23 protein-coding genes are annotated in these 20,905 nt (G+C 69.4%); 16 read left to right on the forward strand and 7 right to left on the reverse strand.

The genetic code is table 11. From position 1 onward, the window contains the following. A complete protein-coding gene (locus tag F5X71_RS11820) occupies positions 1–1,179 on the reverse strand; it encodes a winged helix DNA-binding domain-containing protein (protein WP_167461978.1) in 1,179 nt (392 codons plus the stop codon). Positions 1,180–1,230: 51 nt separating this feature from the next. Here F5X71_RS11820 and F5X71_RS11825 point away from each other — a divergent pair, with 51 nt between their 5' ends. Then, positions 1,231–2,214 carry an alpha/beta hydrolase family protein gene (locus F5X71_RS11825; protein WP_238815850.1) on the forward strand — a complete coding sequence of 328 codons (984 nt, stop codon included), beginning with the start codon at positions 1,231–1,233 and terminating at the stop codon, positions 2,212–2,214. 208 nt (positions 2,215–2,422) lie between these two features. Continuing rightward, a complete protein-coding gene (locus F5X71_RS11830; RefSeq protein WP_167461979.1) occupies positions 2,423–2,797 on the forward strand; it encodes a DUF4186 domain-containing protein in 375 nt (124 codons plus the stop codon). A 53-nt stretch (positions 2,798–2,850) separates the two neighbouring features. On the opposite strand, the gene F5X71_RS11835 is transcribed toward F5X71_RS11830, so the two are convergent. The 3 genes from F5X71_RS11835 to F5X71_RS11845 all read right to left on the reverse strand — a co-directional run bounded on the left by F5X71_RS11835 (position 2,851) and on the right by F5X71_RS11845 (position 4,292). Further along, positions 2,851–3,252, reverse strand: coding sequence for an NAD(P)/FAD-dependent oxidoreductase (locus F5X71_RS11835; protein WP_167461980.1), 402 nt, complete (start codon positions 3,250–3,252; stop codon positions 2,851–2,853). Position 3,253: 1 nt separating this feature from the next. Further along, a complete protein-coding gene (locus F5X71_RS11840) occupies positions 3,254–3,484 on the reverse strand; it encodes a hypothetical protein (RefSeq protein ID WP_167460069.1) in 231 nt (76 codons plus the stop codon). A gap of 187 nt (positions 3,485–3,671) precedes the next feature. After that, a complete protein-coding gene (locus F5X71_RS11845; protein WP_167461981.1) occupies positions 3,672–4,292 on the reverse strand; it encodes a TetR/AcrR family transcriptional regulator in 621 nt (206 codons plus the stop codon). Between the two features lie 124 nt (positions 4,293–4,416). Here F5X71_RS11845 and F5X71_RS11850 point away from each other — a divergent pair, with 124 nt between their 5' ends. Both F5X71_RS11850 and F5X71_RS11855 read left to right on the forward strand, forming a co-directional pair. Beyond that, positions 4,417–5,343, forward strand: a complete 927-nt coding sequence (locus F5X71_RS11850) for an oxygenase MpaB family protein (protein WP_167461982.1) — start codon at positions 4,417–4,419, stop codon at positions 5,341–5,343. Positions 5,344–5,453: 110 nt separating this feature from the next. Continuing rightward, a complete protein-coding gene (locus F5X71_RS11855) occupies positions 5,454–6,389 on the forward strand; it encodes an alpha/beta fold hydrolase (protein ID WP_167461983.1) in 936 nt (311 codons plus the stop codon). Positions 6,390–6,591: 202 nt separating this feature from the next. Here the strand turns inward: F5X71_RS11855 and F5X71_RS11860 are convergent, their stop codons facing one another. After that, the gene (locus tag F5X71_RS11860) at positions 6,592–6,960 is read right to left on the reverse strand and encodes a peptidase inhibitor family I36 protein (protein ID WP_167461984.1); all 369 of its coding nucleotides are present in this window, start codon (positions 6,958–6,960) and stop codon (positions 6,592–6,594) included. Positions 6,961–7,328: 368 nt separating this feature from the next. Beyond that, positions 7,329–7,982, reverse strand: a complete 654-nt coding sequence (locus tag F5X71_RS11865) for a TetR/AcrR family transcriptional regulator (protein ID WP_167461985.1) — start codon at positions 7,980–7,982, stop codon at positions 7,329–7,331. A gap of 262 nt (positions 7,983–8,244) precedes the next feature. Between F5X71_RS11865 and F5X71_RS11870 the strand changes: the two genes are divergently transcribed. The 9 genes from F5X71_RS11870 (at position 8,245) to hisH (ending at position 18,073) form a co-directional block, all read left to right on the forward strand. Further along, a complete protein-coding gene (locus tag F5X71_RS11870) occupies positions 8,245–9,096 on the forward strand; it encodes an oxygenase MpaB family protein (RefSeq protein WP_238815851.1) in 852 nt (283 codons plus the stop codon). A gap of 145 nt (positions 9,097–9,241) precedes the next feature. Continuing rightward, positions 9,242–9,553, forward strand: a complete 312-nt coding sequence (locus F5X71_RS11875) for a DUF222 domain-containing protein (protein WP_238815852.1) — start codon at positions 9,242–9,244, stop codon at positions 9,551–9,553. A 117-nt stretch (positions 9,554–9,670) separates the two neighbouring features. After that, positions 9,671–10,537 carry an arylamine N-acetyltransferase family protein gene (locus tag F5X71_RS11880; protein ID WP_167461988.1) on the forward strand — a complete coding sequence of 289 codons (867 nt, stop codon included), beginning with the start codon at positions 9,671–9,673 and terminating at the stop codon, positions 10,535–10,537. A 51-nt stretch (positions 10,538–10,588) separates the two neighbouring features. Further along, entirely contained in the window at positions 10,589–12,340 is a 1,752-nt protein-coding gene (locus tag F5X71_RS11885) for a penicillin-binding transpeptidase domain-containing protein (RefSeq protein ID WP_167461989.1), read from the forward strand. Positions 12,341–12,439: 99 nt separating this feature from the next. Further along, positions 12,440–14,086, forward strand: a complete 1,647-nt coding sequence (locus F5X71_RS11890) for a serine/threonine-protein kinase (RefSeq protein ID WP_167461990.1) — start codon at positions 12,440–12,442, stop codon at positions 14,084–14,086. A 172-nt stretch (positions 14,087–14,258) separates the two neighbouring features. Continuing rightward, positions 14,259–15,596 (forward strand): histidinol dehydrogenase, encoded by a 1,338-nt coding sequence (hisD, locus tag F5X71_RS11895; RefSeq protein ID WP_167461991.1) that lies wholly within the window; start codon positions 14,259–14,261, stop codon positions 15,594–15,596. Between the two features lie 73 nt (positions 15,597–15,669). After that, complete coding sequence (locus tag F5X71_RS11900) at positions 15,670–16,803, forward strand: histidinol-phosphate transaminase (RefSeq protein ID WP_167461992.1); 1,134 nt, start codon at positions 15,670–15,672, stop codon at positions 16,801–16,803. 20 nt (positions 16,804–16,823) lie between these two features. Continuing rightward, positions 16,824–17,441: an imidazoleglycerol-phosphate dehydratase HisB gene (hisB, locus tag F5X71_RS11905; RefSeq protein WP_167461993.1), complete on the forward strand. Its 618-nt coding sequence runs from the start codon at positions 16,824–16,826 to the stop codon at positions 17,439–17,441. Beyond that, on the forward strand, positions 17,438–18,073 hold the full coding sequence (gene hisH, locus F5X71_RS11910) for an imidazole glycerol phosphate synthase subunit HisH (RefSeq protein ID WP_167461994.1): 636 nt from the start codon (positions 17,438–17,440) through the stop codon (positions 18,071–18,073). The genes hisB and hisH overlap by 4 nt, the downstream gene beginning before the upstream one ends. A 9-nt stretch (positions 18,074–18,082) precedes the next feature. Here hisH and F5X71_RS11915 read toward each other — a convergent pair whose 3' ends face one another. Continuing rightward, positions 18,083–18,544, reverse strand: a complete 462-nt coding sequence (locus F5X71_RS11915) for a hypothetical protein (protein WP_167461995.1) — start codon at positions 18,542–18,544, stop codon at positions 18,083–18,085. A 204-nt stretch (positions 18,545–18,748) separates the two neighbouring features. Between F5X71_RS11915 and F5X71_RS11920 the strand changes: the two genes are divergently transcribed. From F5X71_RS11920 to F5X71_RS11930, 3 genes are all read left to right on the forward strand, one after another. Then, positions 18,749–19,204 (forward strand): MarR family winged helix-turn-helix transcriptional regulator, encoded by a 456-nt coding sequence (locus F5X71_RS11920; RefSeq protein WP_167461996.1) that lies wholly within the window; start codon positions 18,749–18,751, stop codon positions 19,202–19,204. A gap of 141 nt (positions 19,205–19,345) precedes the next feature. Beyond that, the gene (gene priA / locus F5X71_RS11925; protein ID WP_167461997.1) at positions 19,346–20,077 is read left to right on the forward strand and encodes a bifunctional 1-(5-phosphoribosyl)-5-((5-phosphoribosylamino)methylideneamino)imidazole-4-carboxamide isomerase/phosphoribosylanthranilate isomerase PriA; all 732 of its coding nucleotides are present in this window, start codon (positions 19,346–19,348) and stop codon (positions 20,075–20,077) included. Further along, positions 20,074–20,904 carry an inositol monophosphatase family protein gene (locus F5X71_RS11930; protein ID WP_167461998.1) on the forward strand — a complete coding sequence of 277 codons (831 nt, stop codon included), beginning with the start codon at positions 20,074–20,076 and terminating at the stop codon, positions 20,902–20,904. Before priA ends, F5X71_RS11930 begins: the two co-directional genes overlap by 4 nt. Position 20,905 lies beyond the last annotated feature (1 nt).

Consider the following 20,905-nt stretch of genomic DNA (forward strand, 5'->3'; position numbering starts at 1 on the left):
CTAGGCCGTCAGTTCCCGCTCCAGCGGGGTCCGGAACCGGGGAATGGCGCGGACCGTACCGAACCACGCGCTGGTGCGTTCGGCCTCGGCCTCGATCATCGCCACGGCGTCCGAGCCGACGTCTTCCAGTAGCCGCCAGACGATTTCGCCGTCCTTGCGCTGCGCCCAGCCGCCGACGATGCGGCCGTCGCACCAGATCGTCGGGCCGATATTGCCGTTGCGGTCGAACAGCGACGGCCCGTGCGGGCCGAGATACCACTGCCTGGACTGCCAGCCCATCGGCGTCGGATCGAGGGCGGGCAGCAGCGCGACCCACGGTGCCGGTGCCGCAACGGGTTCCACGTCGTCGGCGAGCAACAGGCCGGTGCCGCCGTCGATGTCGACCTCGACGGTGTCGAGATCGGTGAGTGCCTTGCGCACCTCGCCCACGCCCCAGCCCGTCCACCACTTGAGGTCGGTGAGCGGCGCGGGACCGAAAGCGCGCAGCCACTGCCGGAGCAGCTCGGTGCGCGCCTGCTCGGCCGAGAGCGCCGCGACGCCCTCGGGCAACCAGGATTCGATCGGTGACCAGGTGTACTGGCTGCTGGTCCAGCCGCCGTTCGGGCGGCCGCGCACGATGCGGCCCTCGCAACCGAGGGTCACCAGCACCCAGGTGGTGATGTTGGTCGGCTTCGAATACGCCTTCTCCGGTGCGGTGTTCACCTGGGTGCGCAGCCGGGGCACGTCCTTGCTGAGCTGTGCGCCGGTGGCCGCGCCGCGGGCCAGCAGCGCCGCGTGTGTTTCGGCTTCCACCTCGGCGAGCCACGGCCCCACCGCGCCGTCGACGACACCGGCCACTTCCAGATACTTGCCGTAGGTGCGGCGTTGCTTGTGTGCCAGCGCATCCGCGCACGAGGCCTGCAGCACCGGCAGCAACTCGACCGGGGCGACGAACATGGTGCGGCGCATCGCAAGCAGGCGCAGCAGCGTCCGGTCGTCATAGAGCGCCTGTTCGACGTGCGCGGGGGTGAGCGTATTGCTGCGCGCCCCCACCGACAGGAACACCGTCGCCGGGTCGGTCGCGTGCAGGGCGACTACCGAGCGGGCGATCTCGGCAACCTGATTCGACCGGCTCGCCGTCGCCAGCCGATGCCGCACCGCCAACCGAGCTCGCCGCTCGGCCACATCAATCGAACGCATAGGCGAAAGCCTAACGTTTGCCGGTGACAGACGCCGTGCCATCATTCGGGGATGACGCGCGCGAATGTACTGGTGGCGGTGGGGGTGCTGTGGGGTGCGCTGATGGTGGGCGCGCCGGTGGCGGCGGCGGAGCCCGAATGCGTTGCGCGGGTGGGGGTGCGGGCGGTGGCCTTGGCCGTGGACGGGGAGGAAGCGACCGGGCGGGTATACGAGCCGTCCGGGTGCGGCGCGGCCGCGCCGACGAAACTCGTTGTCGCGGTGCACGGTCACGATGGGTCGTCGGCCGATTTCGCCGGGTATCTGACCTCTATCTCGCGGCGTACCGCGACCCCGGTGCTCTCGATGGATCTGCGGTCGGCGCAGAGCCTGTGGCGGACCGGCGAGTGGAATCTGTGGGCGGGACAGCGCGACATCGTGGCGGCGACCCAGTGGTATCGCAGCGAACACCCCACCATCGAGCGCACCGTGCTGTGGGGCTGGAGTCAGGGCGGCATCATGAGCGGTCTCGCGGCGATGCACGGGCCGCGCGGCCTGTTCGACTACTGGGTCGACAATTACGGTCCCGCGGACGATTTCACGATGTGGCTGGCCGGGGGAGCGGTCGATCCCGCGCTACCGGGACAGATCGAGCGCGACGCGGGCGGCTGCACGCCGCTGGCCTGTCCGCAGGCATACGCGGAGCGTTCGCCCGCGCTGCTGGCCGGTCGCCTGGATGTGCGGCGCACCTTCCTGATCCACGGCACCGGCGACGATGTGGTGCCATACGCGACCTCGCTGGAGATGCGGGCCGGGCTGCTCGCCGCGGGCAAACCCGCCTCGATGTACACCGTCGTCACGGGCCGGGACCTGAACGGCGCTGTGGTCCCCGGCGACCACAGTGTGGGCCCGGCCTTCTTCGAGGGCGGCTGCGTGGTCGAACGCCTGTTGCTCGGCACCGAACCGGTCGACGGCCCCGACCGTGACTACGTGATCGACGTCGCGCACGACATCGTCACCGCCCCGGCCGCCCCGCCGAACGCCAAGTGCGCCGCGTGAACCTGTGCTGAGTCGGTTGCCTTTCGCGCGGCCAGTTGGTGTCGGACCCCGCTGGTAGCGTCCGATTCGTGGGCAGCAGAGCGACGCCGGTCGGGTTCGGACCGCACACCTGTGCGGCGCGGTCGCCCAGCGCGTGGCGGGCAACGGCGGCGCGTCGGATCGTCGACGGCAACCACTCGGCCGCAGCACCGGGAACGATCGTGCATCGATGACGGACGAACTCGACGACCGGTTACACCGGATCGGACAACACCGATTCCGTGCGAAGTTCCGGCTCCGCGGCCGGGACCGCGCGGTCGTCGACCTGCGCGGCATCGCGACCGTGCGCAAACACGCCGAGGACCTGATCGCCCGCAGACTCGCCCCGGCCGACCCGCCCAACGACGGCAAACAGACGCCCTACCGCGGCCATCCCGTCTTCGTCGCCCAGCACGCCACCGCAACCTGCTGCCGCACCTGCCTCGCCCGCTGGCATGCCATCCCCGCCGGCCACGAACTCGATTCCGCCGAGCGCACCTACGTCGTAGCAGCGATCTGCCGCTGGATCGAGCAGCAGTACGCCCCCGGCCACCCACCCCCGTAAACTTCACTCCCGCAGGTGGTCAGCGGTGTCCGGCTCCGGTGCGCGGAGTCCGCTCAGCGGGATTCGGTGGGGAACAGGCGCTCGGTGGCGGGGGTTCCTGCCGCGTCGTAGAGGGTCCGCAGGTTGGCCCGGGAGAAGAATTCGGTGCTCTTCATGCCGCCGCCGCAGAGGGTGAGGTATTGGTTCCCTCCCAGCACGCTGCGCCCGGCCGCCTTGATCGCGGCCGACTGGAGGGGTGCGGGCTTCATCTGGGCGAGCGCGCAGGTGCGTTCGAAGGTGTCGATGCTGTGTTCGTCGCGGAGTCGCTCGTATTCACGCAGTGCCTCGTCGAGGGGCCGGGAGCCGGACAGGCCCGCGTGCAGACTGTCGGCAAGCAACTCGCCGTGGATCAGCGCGTCGGAGATGCCCCATCCGGTCAGTGGGTCCTTGTGGTGACCGGCATCGGTGGTCCCCACCTCACCGGCTGGGCCGTTGCGATGTGCTGTCGAAGAGCCTGTCCAGGTAATAGTCGATCGCGGCCGACACGGCGTCGGCATCGATGACGTCGAGGCCGAGCAGCGGGGTGAAGCCGGTCAGCGCGAGTAGCAGATGGGCGAAGCGCCACTGCGGAGTTCGCCACTGATGGAGCCGTCGACCGCGCCACGGTTGACCGGAGGTAGCGAACGCACCCCACTGTCGTTCCGTCACGCGGATTGACGGGCGCGATGGAGCGAAAGAGCAACCGACCGTGTCGATCCGAGGCTTGACGCCCCCGCGGTGTGTGGTCAGCGTTTCGCGTCGTCGAAGGACTGGTCGGCTGCCGTGGCGGCGCGGAATCCGATAGCCCTCGAACGGCTGACCGGCCAGAACCGCAAGGCAGGCCGAGGGCGTCCTCTCAACGACTGCGTTGGTTGGGGTCGGTGATGGCGAGGGTGCCGCGCAGGACGGCTTCGACGACGTCCGTGGGCAGGGGGGTGGCGGTGACGGCCTGGAGGAACAGGCCGTCGAGGGCGGCGAGTGTGGCGGACACGGCGACGGGGTCGGTGGTCCATCGGGCGAGGATGGTTCGCATCGACTCGGTCCAGGGGGCGAGCGCCGGGCGTAGTTCGGGGCGGCGGGCCGCGAGCAGGTACAGCTCGTATTCGGTGATCAACCGCAGCCTGTCGTGGTGCAGGGTGTGGGCCAGGTATTCGGCGAACGCCGCCACTGTGGCGGCTTGTTCGAGTCGTTGGGTCAGCTCGGTGGTGAACCGTTCCATTCCGGCGGTGATCACGGCTGCCAGCAGGTCGTCCACGGTGGGGAAGTAATAGGTGCCTGCCGTCGCGGCGACACCGGCTTCTGCGGCCACCGCGCGGTGGGTGATCGCGGTGACGCCGTCGCGGGCGGCCACCCGTAGCGCCGCGTCCACGAGGTCGCGGCGGCGGCGCTCGCCACGCGCGCGGCGACCGTCCGGTCGAGCGTGCGCCGAATCAGGTTGCTGCCGTGAGGAATCCCCGGCCACGCGTGTGTCGGGCATCGCGCTCCTTCCATCTGCCAACTACTTGAACAGATGTCATACTATATCGTAATTTATTGAACAGATGTCGTAGTTTATTGCGGCTCGCGTGGGATGAGACCCCGCGGGCACGAGAGGAGACGGAGTGGGCCGATACGACCCGGTACGCATCTTCGAGGGCCTGACGCCCGAGCGGGACCACGAACTGATCTACCGATTGGACTGCCGATACGAGTTCCCGTTCGAGATCGCGGTCGGCACGGAGCTGGCGCAGATCCACACCTTCGCCATCCCGACCATCGGTGAATTGCTGGGCAGCACTGGTGAGTTCGTGAACCGGCCGGAAAAGCGGTCCGATGACACCGCGCTGCTGCTGACCGAGATCCTGGCCAACGGCATCGAATCCGAGCGGGGAAAGCGTGCCGTGCGCCGCATCAACCGCGCGCACGCCCCGTACTCGATCCGCCAGGACGACTTCCGCTATGTGCTGGCGACATTCGTCGTGGTCACCGCGCGCTTCATCGATACCTATGGCTGGCGGCCGCTGTCGGATATCGAGCGCACCGCGCTGTACGTCTACTACCGGCGAATCGGTGAGCACATGGCGATTGGGAACATTCCGCGCTCGTATCAGGAGATGGCCGACTTCCTCGACGACTATGAGGCGCGTTTCGTCGGCCCTAGCGACGGCGGGCAGCGGGTCGCCCTGGCCAATCGTGACCGTCTTGCCCGAGATCTGTTGCCGTATGTCCCATTACGACTGGCGCGCGCCGCGGTCGACGCGCTCACCCCCGGCCATATCCGTCGCGCGTTGGCCCTGCCGGAGGCCGGCGCGATGACCCGAGCCGCCGTCACCGCGATACTGCGCATCCGCGGGGCGGGGCGGCGCGGGTGGCCGATCCCGCCCAAGCCGGTCGGCCTGTTCGACTTCAACTGGCGCCGCACCTACCCGGACGGATACCGCATCGACCAACTGGGCCCAGCCCACCTGTCTGCCGCGTGTCCCGTCGTGCGTCGGAGCTGGGAGCCGATTCCCGAAGCATCGGACGATAGGGAATCGAACGCTCGATAGTGTTCGGGCGCGCCGACATGCCTATTGGTGAAGTAGCTCACTCGCCGTCACGTCGCCAGCCGCTGTCTCGTCCTAGGAGCAAACAGGTTTACACACCCTTGGAGGACGACATGCGAATGAGGTTTCGCCGGATTGCCATTGGGCTTGCCGCCGTTCTGGCCGTGCTGTTCGGGGCGAGCGTTTCGGTTGCTTACGCGTGGGAGCCGCCGGGCGTGGAGCTGCCGTCCCGCTATCTGAGCCGGGTCGACTCCCGTTATGTCGACACGGATCTCGCGCGTTTCCACTACACGGTGTCGGGCAGCGGTTCGCCGGTCGTATTGATCGCCGGTGGTGGTCTGTGGGGCTACTCCTGGCGCGAGGTGCTGCCGGAGTTGGCGCGCGAGCACACCGTTTACGCGGTCGACCTGCCCAGCCAGGGCTACACCGAACTGCGCACCGCCGATTTCGCCTACGACCTGCCCGCCATGTCGAACGCCATCGCGACATTCCTCGATGCCGTCGGACTCGACCGCGCGGCATTGGTCGGCCATTCGTGGGGAGGTGCCTGGAGTCTGTATTTCGCCGAACAGCATCCGCAACGGGTCGACCGGCTCGTGCTACTGGACTCGCCCGGCCTGGACGCCGAAAAGGCGCCCATCACACCGGTATTCAAAGCACCGGTGCTCGGTGAACTGACCACGAAACTCACCACCCGCTCGTTCTACGCGGACAGCATCCGTGGCACGTTCAACCACCAGGATCTCGTCACCGACGAACTGATCGACGAGTTCTACCCGCCGTTCTCGCGTCCCGCCAACCGCGACGGCTTCCTGGCCCTGTGGCGAAATCTCGACTACCGCCTGACCGACGCCGCACTGTCCGAGGTGACCGCACCGACACTGGTGCTCTGGGGCGGCGACGACCAGTGGCTGCCGTCTTCCCAGGCCACCCGCCTGGCCGCCCGCATACCCCACGCCGAAGCGGTCGTCCTACCCGGCTGCGGTCACACGGTCCACGAGGACTGCCCCACCACTACCATCCCATTGATCGCGACATTCCTCGACTGACGACCGGAACAACGGTGTGCCCGACCCGGCGCGGGCACACCGCTGGTTCTAACCACGAGTGGCGCAGCCGCCCGTCATGAGTGTCAGCCCGCCCAGCGACTTTCGCTGGGCGGGCTGTCGTCCGTCTACGGAGCCGCGTCGTTGTGCTGCATCGTCGCGGCCCGGCTGACGTCGAATGTGTTCGCGCCTCGTGGAATTCGGGTCAGGCCGCGCGCACCGAGTGCACCTGCTTGGCGACATCGGCGGGCACATTGCTCTGCTGGCCCGGAGTGGTCAGGAAGATGACGCCGCCGCGATAGTTGTAGTCGGTGAACCCGTGCCAGTATTTGCCGGTGCGGTTCCACAGCGCATAGGCCTGGCCGTCGATGTTCTGTAGACGCAGATCGGTGGAGCCGAGGCGGAAGTACGCGATTCGCCCGCCTCCCTCGGCGGCGCTGAAGAGGCAGAAGTACCCGTCGGGGCAGCGGGCCCATCCGGTGGCCTCTTCGGCGGGGTCGGCCTGGGCGGGGCCTGCCAGGCCGGAGACGCCGAGGACCAGCAGTGCCGTCACGCCGAGTTCACGCAGTTTCATCGATTGCTCCTGACTATCGAGATCACCTGTGACACAGGAGGTTCAGTGAGTCGACGGTATAAGTCGGCGGATATCGGCGGTGTATCGAGAATTGCATACGCGCGGACAACGACGCGCCGTCGACAATGCTCGCGGCCCCGAATCCGGCGAAGATCCAGATGCCGCCTAGTCGTGCTTGGTGCCGAGGATCGCGACGACGGCACGGTGGATTACCTCGCCCACGCGCTACTCGCCGCAGTGCGTAGCGACCTGGTCGAGCACCTCGGCGACTGGCCGCCGGAGAAGTGGCAGGCGGGACTCGCCGCGCTGGTTCGCGCACCGGATGGGCACAACCCCTGGCCTGCAAGCGATCTCGCGAGCCCTGTCGATCAGGTGCGGTCGATCTCCGATGCCCCGCCCTGGCTGCGTCCGGCGAGCTCGACGGGTGTGAGCAGCATGCCCGCGATGACGGTAGTGAGGTATTCGCGGGTGGCGGTGAATTCGCCACGGATCCATGCGGCGACTAGTTCGAGCGTGCCGCTGACAATGGTGTAGGCGGCCATGTCGGTATCGACCGGCAGTACGGCGTTGTCGGGCAACAGTTCTCGAGTCATGGCGGCCATGGCGTCGGCGATGGTGCGCTGGGTGGTCAACCGGGCGCGATTGACGGCCTCGGTGGTGTGGGAGCCCAGCAGCAGCGCCTTGCGCCGCGGGTCGGCCGTGAGGAAGTCCAATGCGGCTTCGGCCGCGGCGTGGACCTGTGCGCGCAGTTGCGGTTCGGTGGCCAGCACGGCCCCGACCACGGCCGCGATGCCGTCGGCGGTCTGTTCCTGCGCAACGGCCTCGAGCAGGGTGTCGCGGTCGGCGAAATGCTCGTAGAAGTAGCGGTCGTTGAGATGGGCCCGCGCGCACACCGCGCGCTTGGTGACCGTGGCCGGGCCGCCCTCGGCGATCAGATCCAGCGCGGCGTCCAGGAGTGCGGCGCGGCGCCGCGACCGGCGTTCCGCCGCGCTGATGCCGCCGTAATCCCGTGTCGTCGCCATGCCGTGCCCCTCTTGCCGTGGGTCTTGACCGCAGCCCCAATTGTGGTGCACTCTAGCACCACAATATTTGGTGCCTCATGGCACCAAATGGCGGCGTGCGGTGCCGCACTGGTATCGCACGGCACGGCTAGTGGCAAAGGAGTCGGCCATGACCTGCCCTGTACATCCCGTGGGAAACGCGCGGACACCCACCGTGGCGCGGTCGGCTGCGAACACGGTCACCGATGGTGTGGTCCAGCGCTTCGAGGAGGTCGCCGGGTCGGTGTTCGTCGGCCTGTTCGCCGCCGCGCTGTTCGATCAGACGATGCTGCCGGAAGTCTCGGCCGCGCTGGTGGGCACCGGCCGGATCCGTTATGCCCCTTGGGGGCGGGCGCTGCGCACCGCCGCGTCGGATCAGATCGTGTTCCATGGCGACGAGGCCGATCGCCGGGCTGAGATGGCACGGCTCAAGCTGCTGCATCGCGATGTCAAAGGCGTCGGCGCCGACGGGGTCCGTTACAGCGCGCTGCATCCCGAGAGTTGGAACTGGATCCTGATCAGCACCTTCTTCATGTATCGCGGTGCGTTCGTGGCCATTGGCGGTGGAAAGCTCAGTGCCACAGACAATCAGGCGCTCTGGGAGCACTTCCGCACCCGACTCGACGACCTCCAGTTGCCGGGACGATCGCGACTGGTCGAGGAATATGCGGAGCTGTGCGGCTATTACGATCGCGTCGTCGCACAAAAGCTGCAGCCCACAGCGACTCTCGCCGATGCATGTCGGACCGTGCGTCGCGCGCCGCGGCCGCCGTTTCTGCCCGGTGTGACCGACCCGCTGTGGCGGCTGGCCCGGCCGGTCGCCGGGCACGTCGCGGAGATACTGGGGTACGGCATCATGCGTCCGGGTGTCCGGGCCGTATTGCCGATGCGCTGGACCCGCCGCCACGACCTCGAATTCGCCTTGCTCACAACGCTGATCCGCCTCGCCTACCGGTACCTGCCGACCTGGGCCACCGACACGCCCCTGGTCCGCAACCGCCGCCGATACCGACAGCTCATGGCCTCCTACCAGGGCATCGGGCTCATCTCCTTCGTCCCCGACGCCGACGTGCCGAGCACCGAGACCGCGGTTTGATCGCGTCGCTTCAACGGCGTAGGCGGAGCGCCGGCCCGCGTTGCCGCCGGGTTGGGTCGTACACCGGCTCGGCCTGCTGACAATTAGGCGCACCAGAGCCGCGAAAGATCGAACATACGTTCTATTGTGCGGTAGTCTGACTCGCGTGAAAACACCTTCGACCGCGCTCGCGCCGGATGTACCGGGATGGCCGGACCTGGCCGATGTCGACCTGCTGCGTACCCTCGTCGAAACCGAACGTCGCAGGCGGCGACTGGACGCCGCGATGCGTGCGGCCGTCGCCGAAGCCGAACGGCGTGGCCTCGCCGCCGGCACCGGCTATCGCGACACCGCCGAGCTACTGACCGATCTACTGCGGATCACCACCAACGAAGCGCGCCGCCGCATCGAGTACGCGGCCCCGCAACCTCGCCCCCGCGTCAGGAAGATGTGGCGCGCCCTGGCCCCGGCGAGCTGATCCGAGTGCCTCGGCCTGCCGCGGGGGAGTCGTCGATCGGCGATCGTGTCGGTGGCGGGAACATGATCGCGATCGGGCGGGTTGACGTGGTCAGATCGACGACGAGGTGAGGGTGCGATGACCAAGCCGAACGACCCGGCCTACCACTGGAACAACGCCGAGCTGGACCTCGACGGGTATCTGGCGCGGATCGGGTTCGACGGGGAGCTCGCGCCGACAGTGCGAACGCTGCGGGAGTTGGTGCGGTTGCACACCACCACCATTCCCTTCGAGAACCTGGAGATCATTCTCGGGCGGCCGATCCTGCTCGATCTGGAGTCCTTGCAGAACAAGCTGATTCGGCAGCGGCGTGGCGGTTACTGCTACGAGCACGTCACCTTGTTCGCCGCGGTGCTGGAACGGCTCGGCTATGGCGTGATCGGCTTCAACGGCCGGGTGACGATGGGTGCGGAGCAGGGCCTGCGCCCGGCCACGCACGCGCTGCTGCGGGTGACGACGGCCGATGACGACCGGGTCTGGCTGGTCGATGTAGGGTTCGGGTCAGGTCCGCTGGAGCCCTACGAATTGTCCACCGAGACCGGTGAATTCAAGGCGGGCGCGTGGCGTTTCCGGCTCGAGCACACCCTCGGCGAGCTGGACAGCGATCGGTGGGTGCTGCATCAGTTCGGCGCGGACGGCTGGATCGACCGCTACACCTTCGCGACCACACCGCAGTACCGGATCGACTTCGCGGTCGGCAACCATTTCGTATCCACCTCGCCGCGTTCGCCGTTCACCACCCGGCCGTACGCGCACCGCTTCCTGCCCGACGCCGACCACATGATCGACGGCACCACCGTGGTCACCACCCGCCCGGACGGCAGCAGCGAGACCAGGGAGATCGAGGTGTCCGAGGTGCCGAAGATTCTGGCCGAACTGTTCGACATCGACCTCACCGAAGCCGATGCCGCGGTGCTGGCCGAGGGGAAATGGCAGCAGCGCTGAACGGGGCGTCGCAGCTGCCCTCCGGAACTACCTGAGGTTACAGTCGGCGGGGTGCGTAACCACCGCAAGTGCCTCGCCCTGTTCGCCGCACCCGCGCTCGTGCTCGCGGCCTGCTCGTCCGGACCGGACCAGCCCGACACGGTCGCCGGCCAGTTCGCCGACGCGCTGAACCGCGACGATGTCGCCGCGGCGGCCAACCTGACCGACGATCCCGCGAAGGCCACCGACGCCCTCGGCAAGCTCTACGACGGCCTGGGCAAGGAGGTGCGCTTCGATGTCCGTTCGATCGACAAGGGCTCCTTCACCTTGGCCGCGACCTGGAAGCTCGGCAAGGACGGCAAGTCCGAGTGGACCTACACCACCACCGGCACCGCGAACGATCGCGGCGACGGCTGGAAGATCGCCTGGAATCCGGACACGGTCGCGCCCGGCCTCGCGGCCGGGCCGCTGACCTACAGCCCGGTCTACCCGCAGCCGGCCCGGGTGCTCGATGCCAGCGGGGGCGATCTGATGACCCAGCAGGTGGTCACGCTGGTGAACGTGAGCCCCGGCGCGGACACCGGCGCGCTGGCCGGGCTGCTCGGACCGATCTCGCCCGGTATCACGGCCGCCTCGCTGCAGTCGGAACTCGCTGCGGCGCAGGGCAAACCGATCACCGCGATCAGTCTGCGCGACGCCGACATCGCGCCGATCCAGGCGCAGCTCGCCGCGTTACCGGGCGTTACGCTCGCGCCGCAGACCAGGCTGCTCACCACGGACAAGGCGCTGTCCTCGCCAGTGCTGTCCGGACTCACCGAGCTGTGGCAGCAGAGCGCCGAGGAGAACGCGGGCTGGGCGGTGCGCGCGCAAACCGCGGACGGCACCGAGCGGGTCGCCGGTCAAGAGGCGAAGCCGACCACCGATATCGCCACCACCCTGAACATCGACCTGCAGCAGGCGGCCGAGGCGGCGCTGGCGCCGATCACCCAGCCCGCCGCGATCGTCGCCCTGCAGCCCTCCACCGGCAATGTCGTCGCGGTCGCGCAGAACGAGGCCGCCGACGAGCAGGGCCCGATCGCACTCACCGGTCTGTATCCGCCCGGCTCGACCTTCAAGACGGTGACCGTCTCGGCCGCGCTGGAGGCGGGCGCGGTGACCCCGGACACGGTGCTGCCGTGCCCCGGTGTGGCGACCATCGAGGGCAGGCGCATCCCCAACGACAACAACTTCGACCTCGGGTCGGTGCCGCTGCACACCGCGTTCGCGCGTTCGTGCAACACCACGATGGGCGCGCTCGCGGTGCGGCTGCCCGCCGACGCGCTGACCAACGCCGCGGCCCAGCTCGGCCTCGGCATCGACTACGTCACACCGGGTTTGACCACCGTCACCGGCAAGGTGCCGCCCGCCGACACCCCGGCCCTGCGGGTCGAATCCGCCATCGGCCAAGGAAAAGTCACCGCGACCCCGTTCGGCATGGCATTGGTCGCCGCGTCGATCGCGCACGGTTCGACGCCGGCGCCCGCGATCGTCAAGGGCAAGCCCGCCACCGCGGACAAGACGCCCGCACCGTTGCCCGCCGCGGTCGCCGAGCAGGTCAAGGCGATGATGCGGGAGACCGTGACCGCGGGCACAGCCACGCAGCTGCGGGATATTCCCGGACTGCTCGGCAAGACCGGCACCGCGGAGTTCATCGACGACAAGCACGCGCACGGCTGGTTCGTCGGGATCGCCGATGACCTGGCGTTTGCCGTGTTCGTCAACGACGCCAACAGTTCTGGTCCCGCGGTCGACGCGGCGGGTCGGATGCTGCGCGCCGTGCGGTAGATCCGGCGCCGCGCTACGCGCGCACAATTCGCCCATGCTGAGGAGCGCGGAAGTTCGGTGGCCAGCTACACTCGTCCCCGGACCGCGTCTGTAAGCAATATGCGGGATGTCACGATTTCGAGAAGGTTCGGAGTAGGCGCCATCGATACCGGTCAGTTGATCGCGGAGCACTACCGCCTGGTCGAGCGGATTGGTAGCGGCGGCACAGGCGTGGTTTGGCGTGCCATCGATGAGCGCCTGCAACGCTCGGTGGCCGTCAAGCAGATCCATATCAAGCCGAGCCTGCCCGAGGCCGAGCGTGATGTGGTGCGCCAACGTGCGATCCGGGAGGCCCGCAACGCCGCCCGCTTCCAGCATCCCAATGCGATCGTCGTGTTCGACATCACCGAGCATCAGGGCGACCCCTGCCTGGTGATGGAGTACCTGAAATCCAACAGCCTGGCCGCGGTGCTCTCCACCCAGGGCCCGCTGCCGCTGACCCATGTCGCGCGCATCGGCGAGCAGGTCGCCTCGGCGTTGATCGCCGCGCACCAGGCGGGCATCGTGCACCGGGACGTCAAGCCGGGCAACATCTTGCTCGACGATCACGGCACCGTGAAGATCACCGACTTCGGCATCTCGCGGGCCGCGGGCGATGTCACGCTCACCGAGACCGGCCTGATCTGCGGTACCGCCGCCTACCTCGCGCCGGAGATGGCGCGCGGCGCCGATCCGACCCCCGCCTCGGACGTGTTCGCCTTGGGGGCAACGCTTTTCCACGCGCTGGAGGGCGAGCCGCCCTACGGCGCGAACGCCAACCCGCTCGCGGTGCTCTACGCCGCCGCGAACGGTCAGGTCAGTGAACCGCGAAACGCCGGTCCGGCAACGGATTTCCTGCTCGACCTGCTCAGCCCGGACCCGCAGGAGCGGCCGACCATGCGCGCGGCGCTCGACCACCTCGCCGCCTTCGCCGACTCCGGCCCCGCGCCGGTGGCCGCCGGATTCGTCCCAGCCAGTGAGGCTTTCGCGCGGCGCCGCAACGGCGCGCCGGAGTCGGCGACGCGCGCGCTGCGTCCGTCGGCGGCCGCGGGCGCCACGCACAACCCGACCGAGCGCCAACTTCCGCCGGAGCGCCAGCACCTGCCCGACCGGCAGGCCAGGCCGCGGCCCGCGCCGCGTCCGGCGCAGCACAACACCGCGGCGCACCCGCGCACCGCGACCCAGCCGCGACCGGTGCCGCGCAAGTCCGGCAGCAAGCGCAAGGCCGTGCTGGTCGGCGCGCTGATCGGCGGAATCATCGCCGCGGTGGCGGTGAGCATCGCCGCGATGTCCCGTGAGGACGCGAACCAGCCTGCGGTGCAGGCGAACCCGCCGACGTCGAGCGTGTCCTCCGGTCGCCCGGGGACGTCGACGCCGTCCGGTCCGGTGGGGCAGACGCCGAGCGAGGGCACGGTGAACGAGGGAGCCGCCGCCCAGCTGGTGGTGCAGTTCTACAACAATGCGGGTTCCTCTTGGTCGCTGCTCACCCCGGCAGCACAGAAGGTTTACGGCAGCGAGTCGCAGTATCGCCAGTATTGGGACACGCACACCATCGACACCTTCGCCAGCATCGCCAGGGAAGGTGCCAACAAGTCCGACGGCGCCCTGGACATCAAACTGGCCAGCCTCGTCGTCGACGGCCAGAGCAAGCCGCTGATCCTGCGCGTCGTCGACCGCGGCGGCAAGCTCATGATCGACAGCGACACCCGATTCCCCACCGCCGGCTGACCGGACGTGCGCCCGGCGCACGGTCGCTACCGGTGAGCTGCGCCGAGACGCCGGCGCGGTATCGCGCCGCGCGGCTGAGCGGACCGGGGGGATAACGGGTGGCGTGCGCCCATTAGGCTGGTAGCTGCAACTTTCCTGTTGCGGATCAGCTGAAGACAAGGATCGCCACCACATGACAACCCGCATCGAGCTCGCCCGCGTCGATCTGCGCGGTCGCACTCCCTCCGTTGCCGAGCTGCGCGCCGCGCTGCCGCGCGGGGGAGTCGACGTGGACTCGGTGCTGCATCATGTGCGGCCGGTGGTCGAGGCGATCCGGGACAACGGGGTCGCGGCGGCGCAGGAGTTCAGCGAGAAGTTCGACGGGGTGATCCCCGCCACGGTGCGGGTGCCCGCGGCCGAGCTGGAGAAGGCGCTGGCCGAGCTCGATCCCGCGGTGCGCGCGGCGCTGGCGGAATCCATCGCCAGGGCCAGGAAGGTGCACGCCGATCAGCGCCGCACCGACAAGACCACCGAGGTGGTGCCCGGCGGCACCGTCACCGAGCGCTGGGTGCCGGTCGAGCGGGTCGGGCTGTATGTGCCCGGCGGCAACGCGGTCTACCCGTCGAGTGTGGTGATGAACGTGGTGCCCGCGCAGACCGCCGGTGTCGGCTCGCTCGTGGTCGCCTCCCCGCCGCAGGCCCAGTTCGGCGGGCTGCCGCACCCCACGATCCTGGCGGCGGCGCGGCTGCTCGGCGTCGACGAGGTGTGGGCGGTCGGCGGCGCGCAAGGGGTGGCGCTGCTGTCCTACGGCGGCGTCGACACCGACGGCGCGCAGCTGGAGCCGGTCGACCTGATCACCGGACCGGGCAATATCTACGTCACCGCGGCGAAGCGGCTGTGCCGCGGGCTGGTCGGCATCGACGCCGAAGCGGGCCCGACCGAGATCGCGATCCTGGCCGACGCCACCGCGGATCCCGGGCACGTGGCTGCCGACCTGATCAGCCAGGCCGAGCACGACGTGCTCGCCGCCAGCGTGCTCGTCACCGACAGCGTCGAGCTGGCCGACGCGGTCGATGCCGCGCTGACCCGGCAGCTGAGCGTGGTCAAGCACGCGCAACGGGTCACCGAGGCGTTGCGCGGCAAGCAATCCGGCACGGTGCTCGTCGACGACGTCGAGCAGGGTCTGCGGGTGGTCAACGCCTATGCGGCCGAGCACCTGGAGATCCAGACCGCCGACGCCGCCGCGGTCGCGGGCCGGGTGCGCAGTGCCGGTGCGGTTTTCGTCGGCGCGTACGCCCCGGTGAGCCTCGGCGACTACTGCGCCGGGTCCAACCACGTGCTGCCGACCGCCGGATGCGCAAGGCACTCTTCGGGTTTGAGCGTGCAGACCTTCCTGCGCGGCATCCACGTGGTCGAGTACACCGAGGCGGCGCTGAAGGATGTCGCCGGGCACGTGGTCGCGCTGGCGAACGCGGAGGATCTGCCCGCGCACGGTCAGGCCGTGCAGGCGCGTTTCGAGGCGCTGTCATGAGCGAACGAAGAGAGCGAATCATGACACAGCGCGCATCGCGCATGACGGAGCCGAGCGCCGGCGAGGTGCGGTCATGAGCCGTCCCGCGACCGTGCCCGGGTCGGGGATCGGCCTCGACGACCTGCCGCTACGGGAGAGTCTGCGCGGCAAGAAGCCCTACGGCGCACCGCAATTGACGGTGCCGGTGCAGTTGAACACCAACGAGAACCCGCACCCGCCAAGCCGCGCCCTGATCGACGACGTCGCCGAATCCATCCGGATCGCCGCCGAGGACCTGCACCGCTACCCGGACCGGGACGCGGTGGCGCTGCGCGCCGACCTCGCCGAATACCTCACCCGGCAAACGGGTGTCGCGGTGACCGGTGGCAACGTCTGGGCCGCCAACGGTTCCAACGAGATCCTGCAGCAGCTGTTGCAGGCGTTCGGCGGGCCGGGCCGCAGCGCACTGGGTTTCGTGCCGTCGTATTCGATGCACCCGATCATCTCCGAGGGCATCGACACCGAGTGGGTCGAGGCGAAACGCAGCGCCGATTTCTCCCTCGACATCGACTACGCGGTGGCCGCGATCGCCGAGCGCACGCCGGACGTGGTGTTCGTGACCAGCCCGAACAATCCGACGGGGCACAGCATTCCGGTGGCGGAGCTGGCGCGGATCATCGAGGCAGCGCCGGGCATCGTGGTGGTCGACGAGGCCTACGGCGAGTTCTCGGCGCAGCCGAGCGCGCTCGGCCTGATCGACCGGTTCCCCAGCAAGCTGGTGGTGACCAGGACGATGAGCAAGGCCTTCGCCTTCGCGGGCGGTCGCCTGGGCTACCTGATCGCCGCGCCCGCGGTGATCGACGCGATGCTGCTGGTGCGGCTGCCCTACCACCTGTCGGTGGTCACCCAGGCCGCCGCGCGAGCCGCGTTGCGGCACGCGGACGAAACGCTCGGCAGCGTGGCCGAACTCGCCGCGCAGCGGGACCGGGTCGCGGCGCAACTGCGCGAGCTGGGCTTCGACGTGGTGCCGAGCGACGCGAACTTCCTGCTGTTCGGGCGGTTCCTGGACGCGCCGCGCACCTGGCAGCGCTACCTGGACCACGGCGTGTTGATCCGCGACGTCGGCATCCCCGGCTACCTGCGCACCACGATCGGCCTCGCCGCGGAGAACGACGAATTCCTGAAGGTCAGCCGCGTGCTGGTCGACACCGACCTGACGCCCCGATGAATCCGCCTGTGGAGGAAGCAATGACGAACCGAACCGCGCGGGTGGAGCGCATCACCAAGGAATCCAGCATCGTGGTGGAGCTGGACCTCGACGGCACCGGCAAGACCGAGATCGCCACCGGCGTCCCGTTCTACGACCACATGCTGACCGCGCTCGGCGCCCACGCCAGCTTCGATCTGACCGTGCGGGCCGAGGGCGATATCGAGATCGAGGCGCACCACACCGTCGAGGACACCGCGATCGTGTTCGGCCAGGCGCTGGGAAAGGCGTTGGGGGACAAGGCCGGTATCCGCCGCTTCGGTGACGCCTACATCCCCATGGACGAGACTCTGGCGCACGCCGCGGTCGACGTGTCCGGCCGGCCGTACTGCGTGCACACCGGCGAGCCGGAGCACCTGCTGCACGCGGTGATTCCGGGATCTGGCCCCGGCGCGCCGTACTCGACGGTGCTGAACCGGCACGTCTTCGAGTCGATCGCGTTGAACGCGCGGATCGCGCTGCACGTCCGCGTGCTCTACGGCCGCGACCAGCACCACGTCACCGAGGCCGAGTTCAAGGCGGTGGCCCGGGCGCTGCGCGCCGCCGTCGAGATCGATCCGCGGGTGCAGGGCGTGCCGTCCACCAAGGGGACGCTGTGAGCCTGAAATCTGTTGCGCTGCTGGACTACGGGTCCGGGAACCTGCACTCCGCCGAGCGGGCGCTGGTGCGCGCGGGCGCCAAGGTCGAGGTGACGGCCGATCCCGAGATCGCCTTGGCCGCCGATGGTCTCGTGGTGCCCGGGGTCGGTGCGTATGCCGCCTGTATGGCGGGGCTGCGCGCGGTGCGCGGTGAGCGGATGATCGGTCAGCGGCTCGCCGGCGGCAGGCCGGTGCTCGGCATCTGTGTCGGCATGCAGATCCTGTTCGAGCGCGGGGTCGAGTTCGGGGTGGAGACCGAGGGCTGCGCCGAATGGCCCGGCACCGTCGAGCGATTGGCCGCACCCGTGCTGCCGCACATGGGCTGGAACACCGTCGCCGCGCCCGCCGACAGCATGCTGTTCGCCGGAATGGACGCCGACACCCGCTTCTACTTCGTGCACTCCTACGCCGCACAGACCTGGGAGCTGCCGCCCGGCCAGCATTTCGCGGAGCCGAAACTCACCTGGGCCGAGCACGGCGTGCCGTTCCTCGCCGCGGTGGAGAACGGGGCGCTCTCGGCGACCCAGTTCCACCCCGAGAAGTCCGGCGACGCCGGCGCCCAGCTGCTGCGCAACTGGGTGCTGTCGCTTTAGCCCTGGGGGTCAGTCGGTCTCGGCCCGGTTGACCAGCCACCGGCCGTCCACGTTCACGACGGTGACCAGCAGCGAGAGCTTGTTGGTCTTGGGCAGGCCCGCGGTGGCGTCGCTGGTGGTGGTCTGCACGACGGTGAGGGTCACGTCGGCCTGGTTCGCGTCGCCGGAGACGACGCGGCAGTCCACCGAATTGACCTCCGCCCTGGTGTGATTGGCGGCGAGCTCGGCCTGGATCGTCGGCTGGGCCTGCTCGAATTGGTCCCGGAAGTCGCCGACGGTGACCTCGCGCATGCCCGACACGTGCGCGCCGAAGTCCGCGTAGTCGTATGTGCCTGCGATGCGGCCGAACTCGCACCCGGCCAGCCTGGCCTGCTCGGGTGCGGCGGCCGCGGCGGTCGGCGCGGCGGCGATGCCCGCCAGGCAGCAGGCCGCCGAGAGGGTGGACAGGGCGGCAAGAGTCGAGCGTGACATACGGGAACCCCAAGGGAGAGTACGGAATAGGCGATCGGAGTGAGCGCCGAGCCGAGACACTACCGGGCCGAGAGCCGCCGCGCCGGGTGCTCGGCGTAGCGCACCGCGCCCGCCATGCGCGCGCACGCTGATCCACGCGAGTGCCCCGCCTCGGCTCGGTCGATCCCGTGGTGGGTGCTGCCGGCACGGGCTACATTGGCCGTCATGGCGATCGCGCGCGACGGGGCGCCGGACAGGCTCGGGGCTATGCCGACACGACTGCTCGATCAAGTCGCGCTGCTGGCCAATCGGGCCGCGGAGCGAGCTCTGACCAGTACCGGCTCGCGGCGGCACCACTACGCGCTGCTCGCGGTGCTGGGTGAGACGGGCGCCGCGGGCCAGGCCGAAATCGGCAGGCGCACCAGGATCGACCGCAGCGACATCGTCACCACGGTCAACGAACTGGTCGCGCGCGGCTTCGTGGAACGCGGCCCGGACCCGGGCGATCGCCGCCGCAAGATCGTCACGTTGACCGCGGCGGGCGCGGCGCACCTCGCCGAACTGGACCGCCGGCTCGCCGGTGCGCAGGACGAACTGCTCACCGGGCTGGCCCCCACCGAACGCGCCGAACTCGTCCGGCTGCTCACCCACATCCTCGATCGGCACCACCCGCCGCGCTGACCGGCACGGCTATTCCCGCAGGCCGGAGGTGGGGCGCGCAGACCGAACGACTAGGCTGCCTGGAGTGAGTGAGCGGAGCGAACCAACCATCAACGCGGCGTCGCGGACAGTGACGAAGCCGAGCCTCGGCGAGGCGCTGTCGTGAGTCTTGTACTGCTGCCCGCGGTCGATGTCGCCAACGGTGAGGCTGTGCGCCTCGTGCAGGGCGAGGCCGGGAGCGAGACCAGCTACGGTTCGCCCCGTGAGGCGGCGCTGGCCTGGCAAGAGGCGGGCGCGGAGTGGGTCCATCTGGTCGACCTCGACGCGGCGTTCGGGCGCGGCTCGAACCGGGAACTGCTCGCCGAGGTCGTCGGCGAGCTCGACGTCAAGGTGGAGCTGTCCGGCGGAATCCGCGACGACGATTCGCTGGCCGCGGCGCTGGCCACCGGTTGCCACCGGGTGAACCTCGGCACGGCCGCACTGGAGGATCCGGTCTGGTGCGCCAAGGCCATCGCCCAGCACGGTGAGCGGATCGCGGTCGGTCTGGACGTGCGCATCATCGACGGCGAGCACCGGCTGCGCGGCCGCGGCTGGGTCAGCGACGGCGGCGATCTGTGGGAGGTGCTCGAGCGCCTGGAACGCGACGGCTGCACCCGCTACGTGGTCACCGACGTCACCAAGGACGGCACCCTGACCGGTCCGAACCTGGATCTGCTTCGCGAGGTCTGCGCCGCGACCGACGCGCCGGTCATCGCCTCCGGTGGCGTGTCCACCATCGACGACCTGATCGCGATCGCCGAGCTGGTGCCCGATGGTGTCGAGGGCTCGATCGTCGGCAAGGCGCTCTACGCGGGCCGGTTCACCCTGCCCGAGGCGCTGGCCGCGGTGAGATGAGCCAGGCTTCCCCGCTGCCCGACCTTTCGGCGCTGCTCGGTATCGCGCGCGAAATCCTCGACTCGGTCGCCTCGCGCTTCGTCGAGGGGGTCGGCGCGCCGAGCGCGGTGACCAAGGGGCGCAACGACTTCGCCACCGAGCTCGATCTGGAGCTGGAGCGCACCATCTCGGCGCAGCTGGAGCAGCGCACCGGAATCGGGGTGCACGGCGAGGAATTCGGCGGTCCCGACCTGGTCTCGGGCACCGCCTGGGTGCTCGATCCGATCGACGGCACCTTCAATTACTCGGCCGGGCACCCGCTTTCGGGCATGCTGCTGGCCTTGGTGCACGAGGGCGAGCCGGTGCTCGGCCTCACCTGGCTTCCGCTGCTCGGGCAGCGCTACGCGGCGCAGGCGGGCGGCCCGGTGCTGCTGAACGGACAGCCGTTGCCGCCCCTGCCGCACGGCAAGCTCGCCGAGGCGATGATCGGCTTCGGCGCGTTCAATGTCGATGCGCGGGGCCGGATTCCCGGCCAGTTCCGGTTCGATCTGCTCGGCCCGTTGAGCAGGCTCTCCTCCCGGGTGCGGATGCACGGCTCGACGGGCATCGACCTGGCGTTCACCGCCTCCGGGGTGCTCGGCGGCGCGATCGTGTTCGGGCATCACCCCTGGGACAACGCCGCGGGGGTGGCGCTGATCCGGTCCGCGGGCGGCGTGGTGACCGACTTGGCGGGGGAGCCGTGGACCATCACCTCGGGCTCGGTGCTCGCCGCGGCGCCAGGCGTGCACGAGGAACTGCTCGAGATGATCTGCACGGTCGCCGATCCGGCGACCGCGGAGGAAGGGTGAG

The organism is Nocardia brasiliensis (assembly GCF_011801125.1).
Lineage (GTDB): Bacteria > Actinomycetota > Actinomycetes > Mycobacteriales > Mycobacteriaceae > Nocardia > Nocardia brasiliensis_C.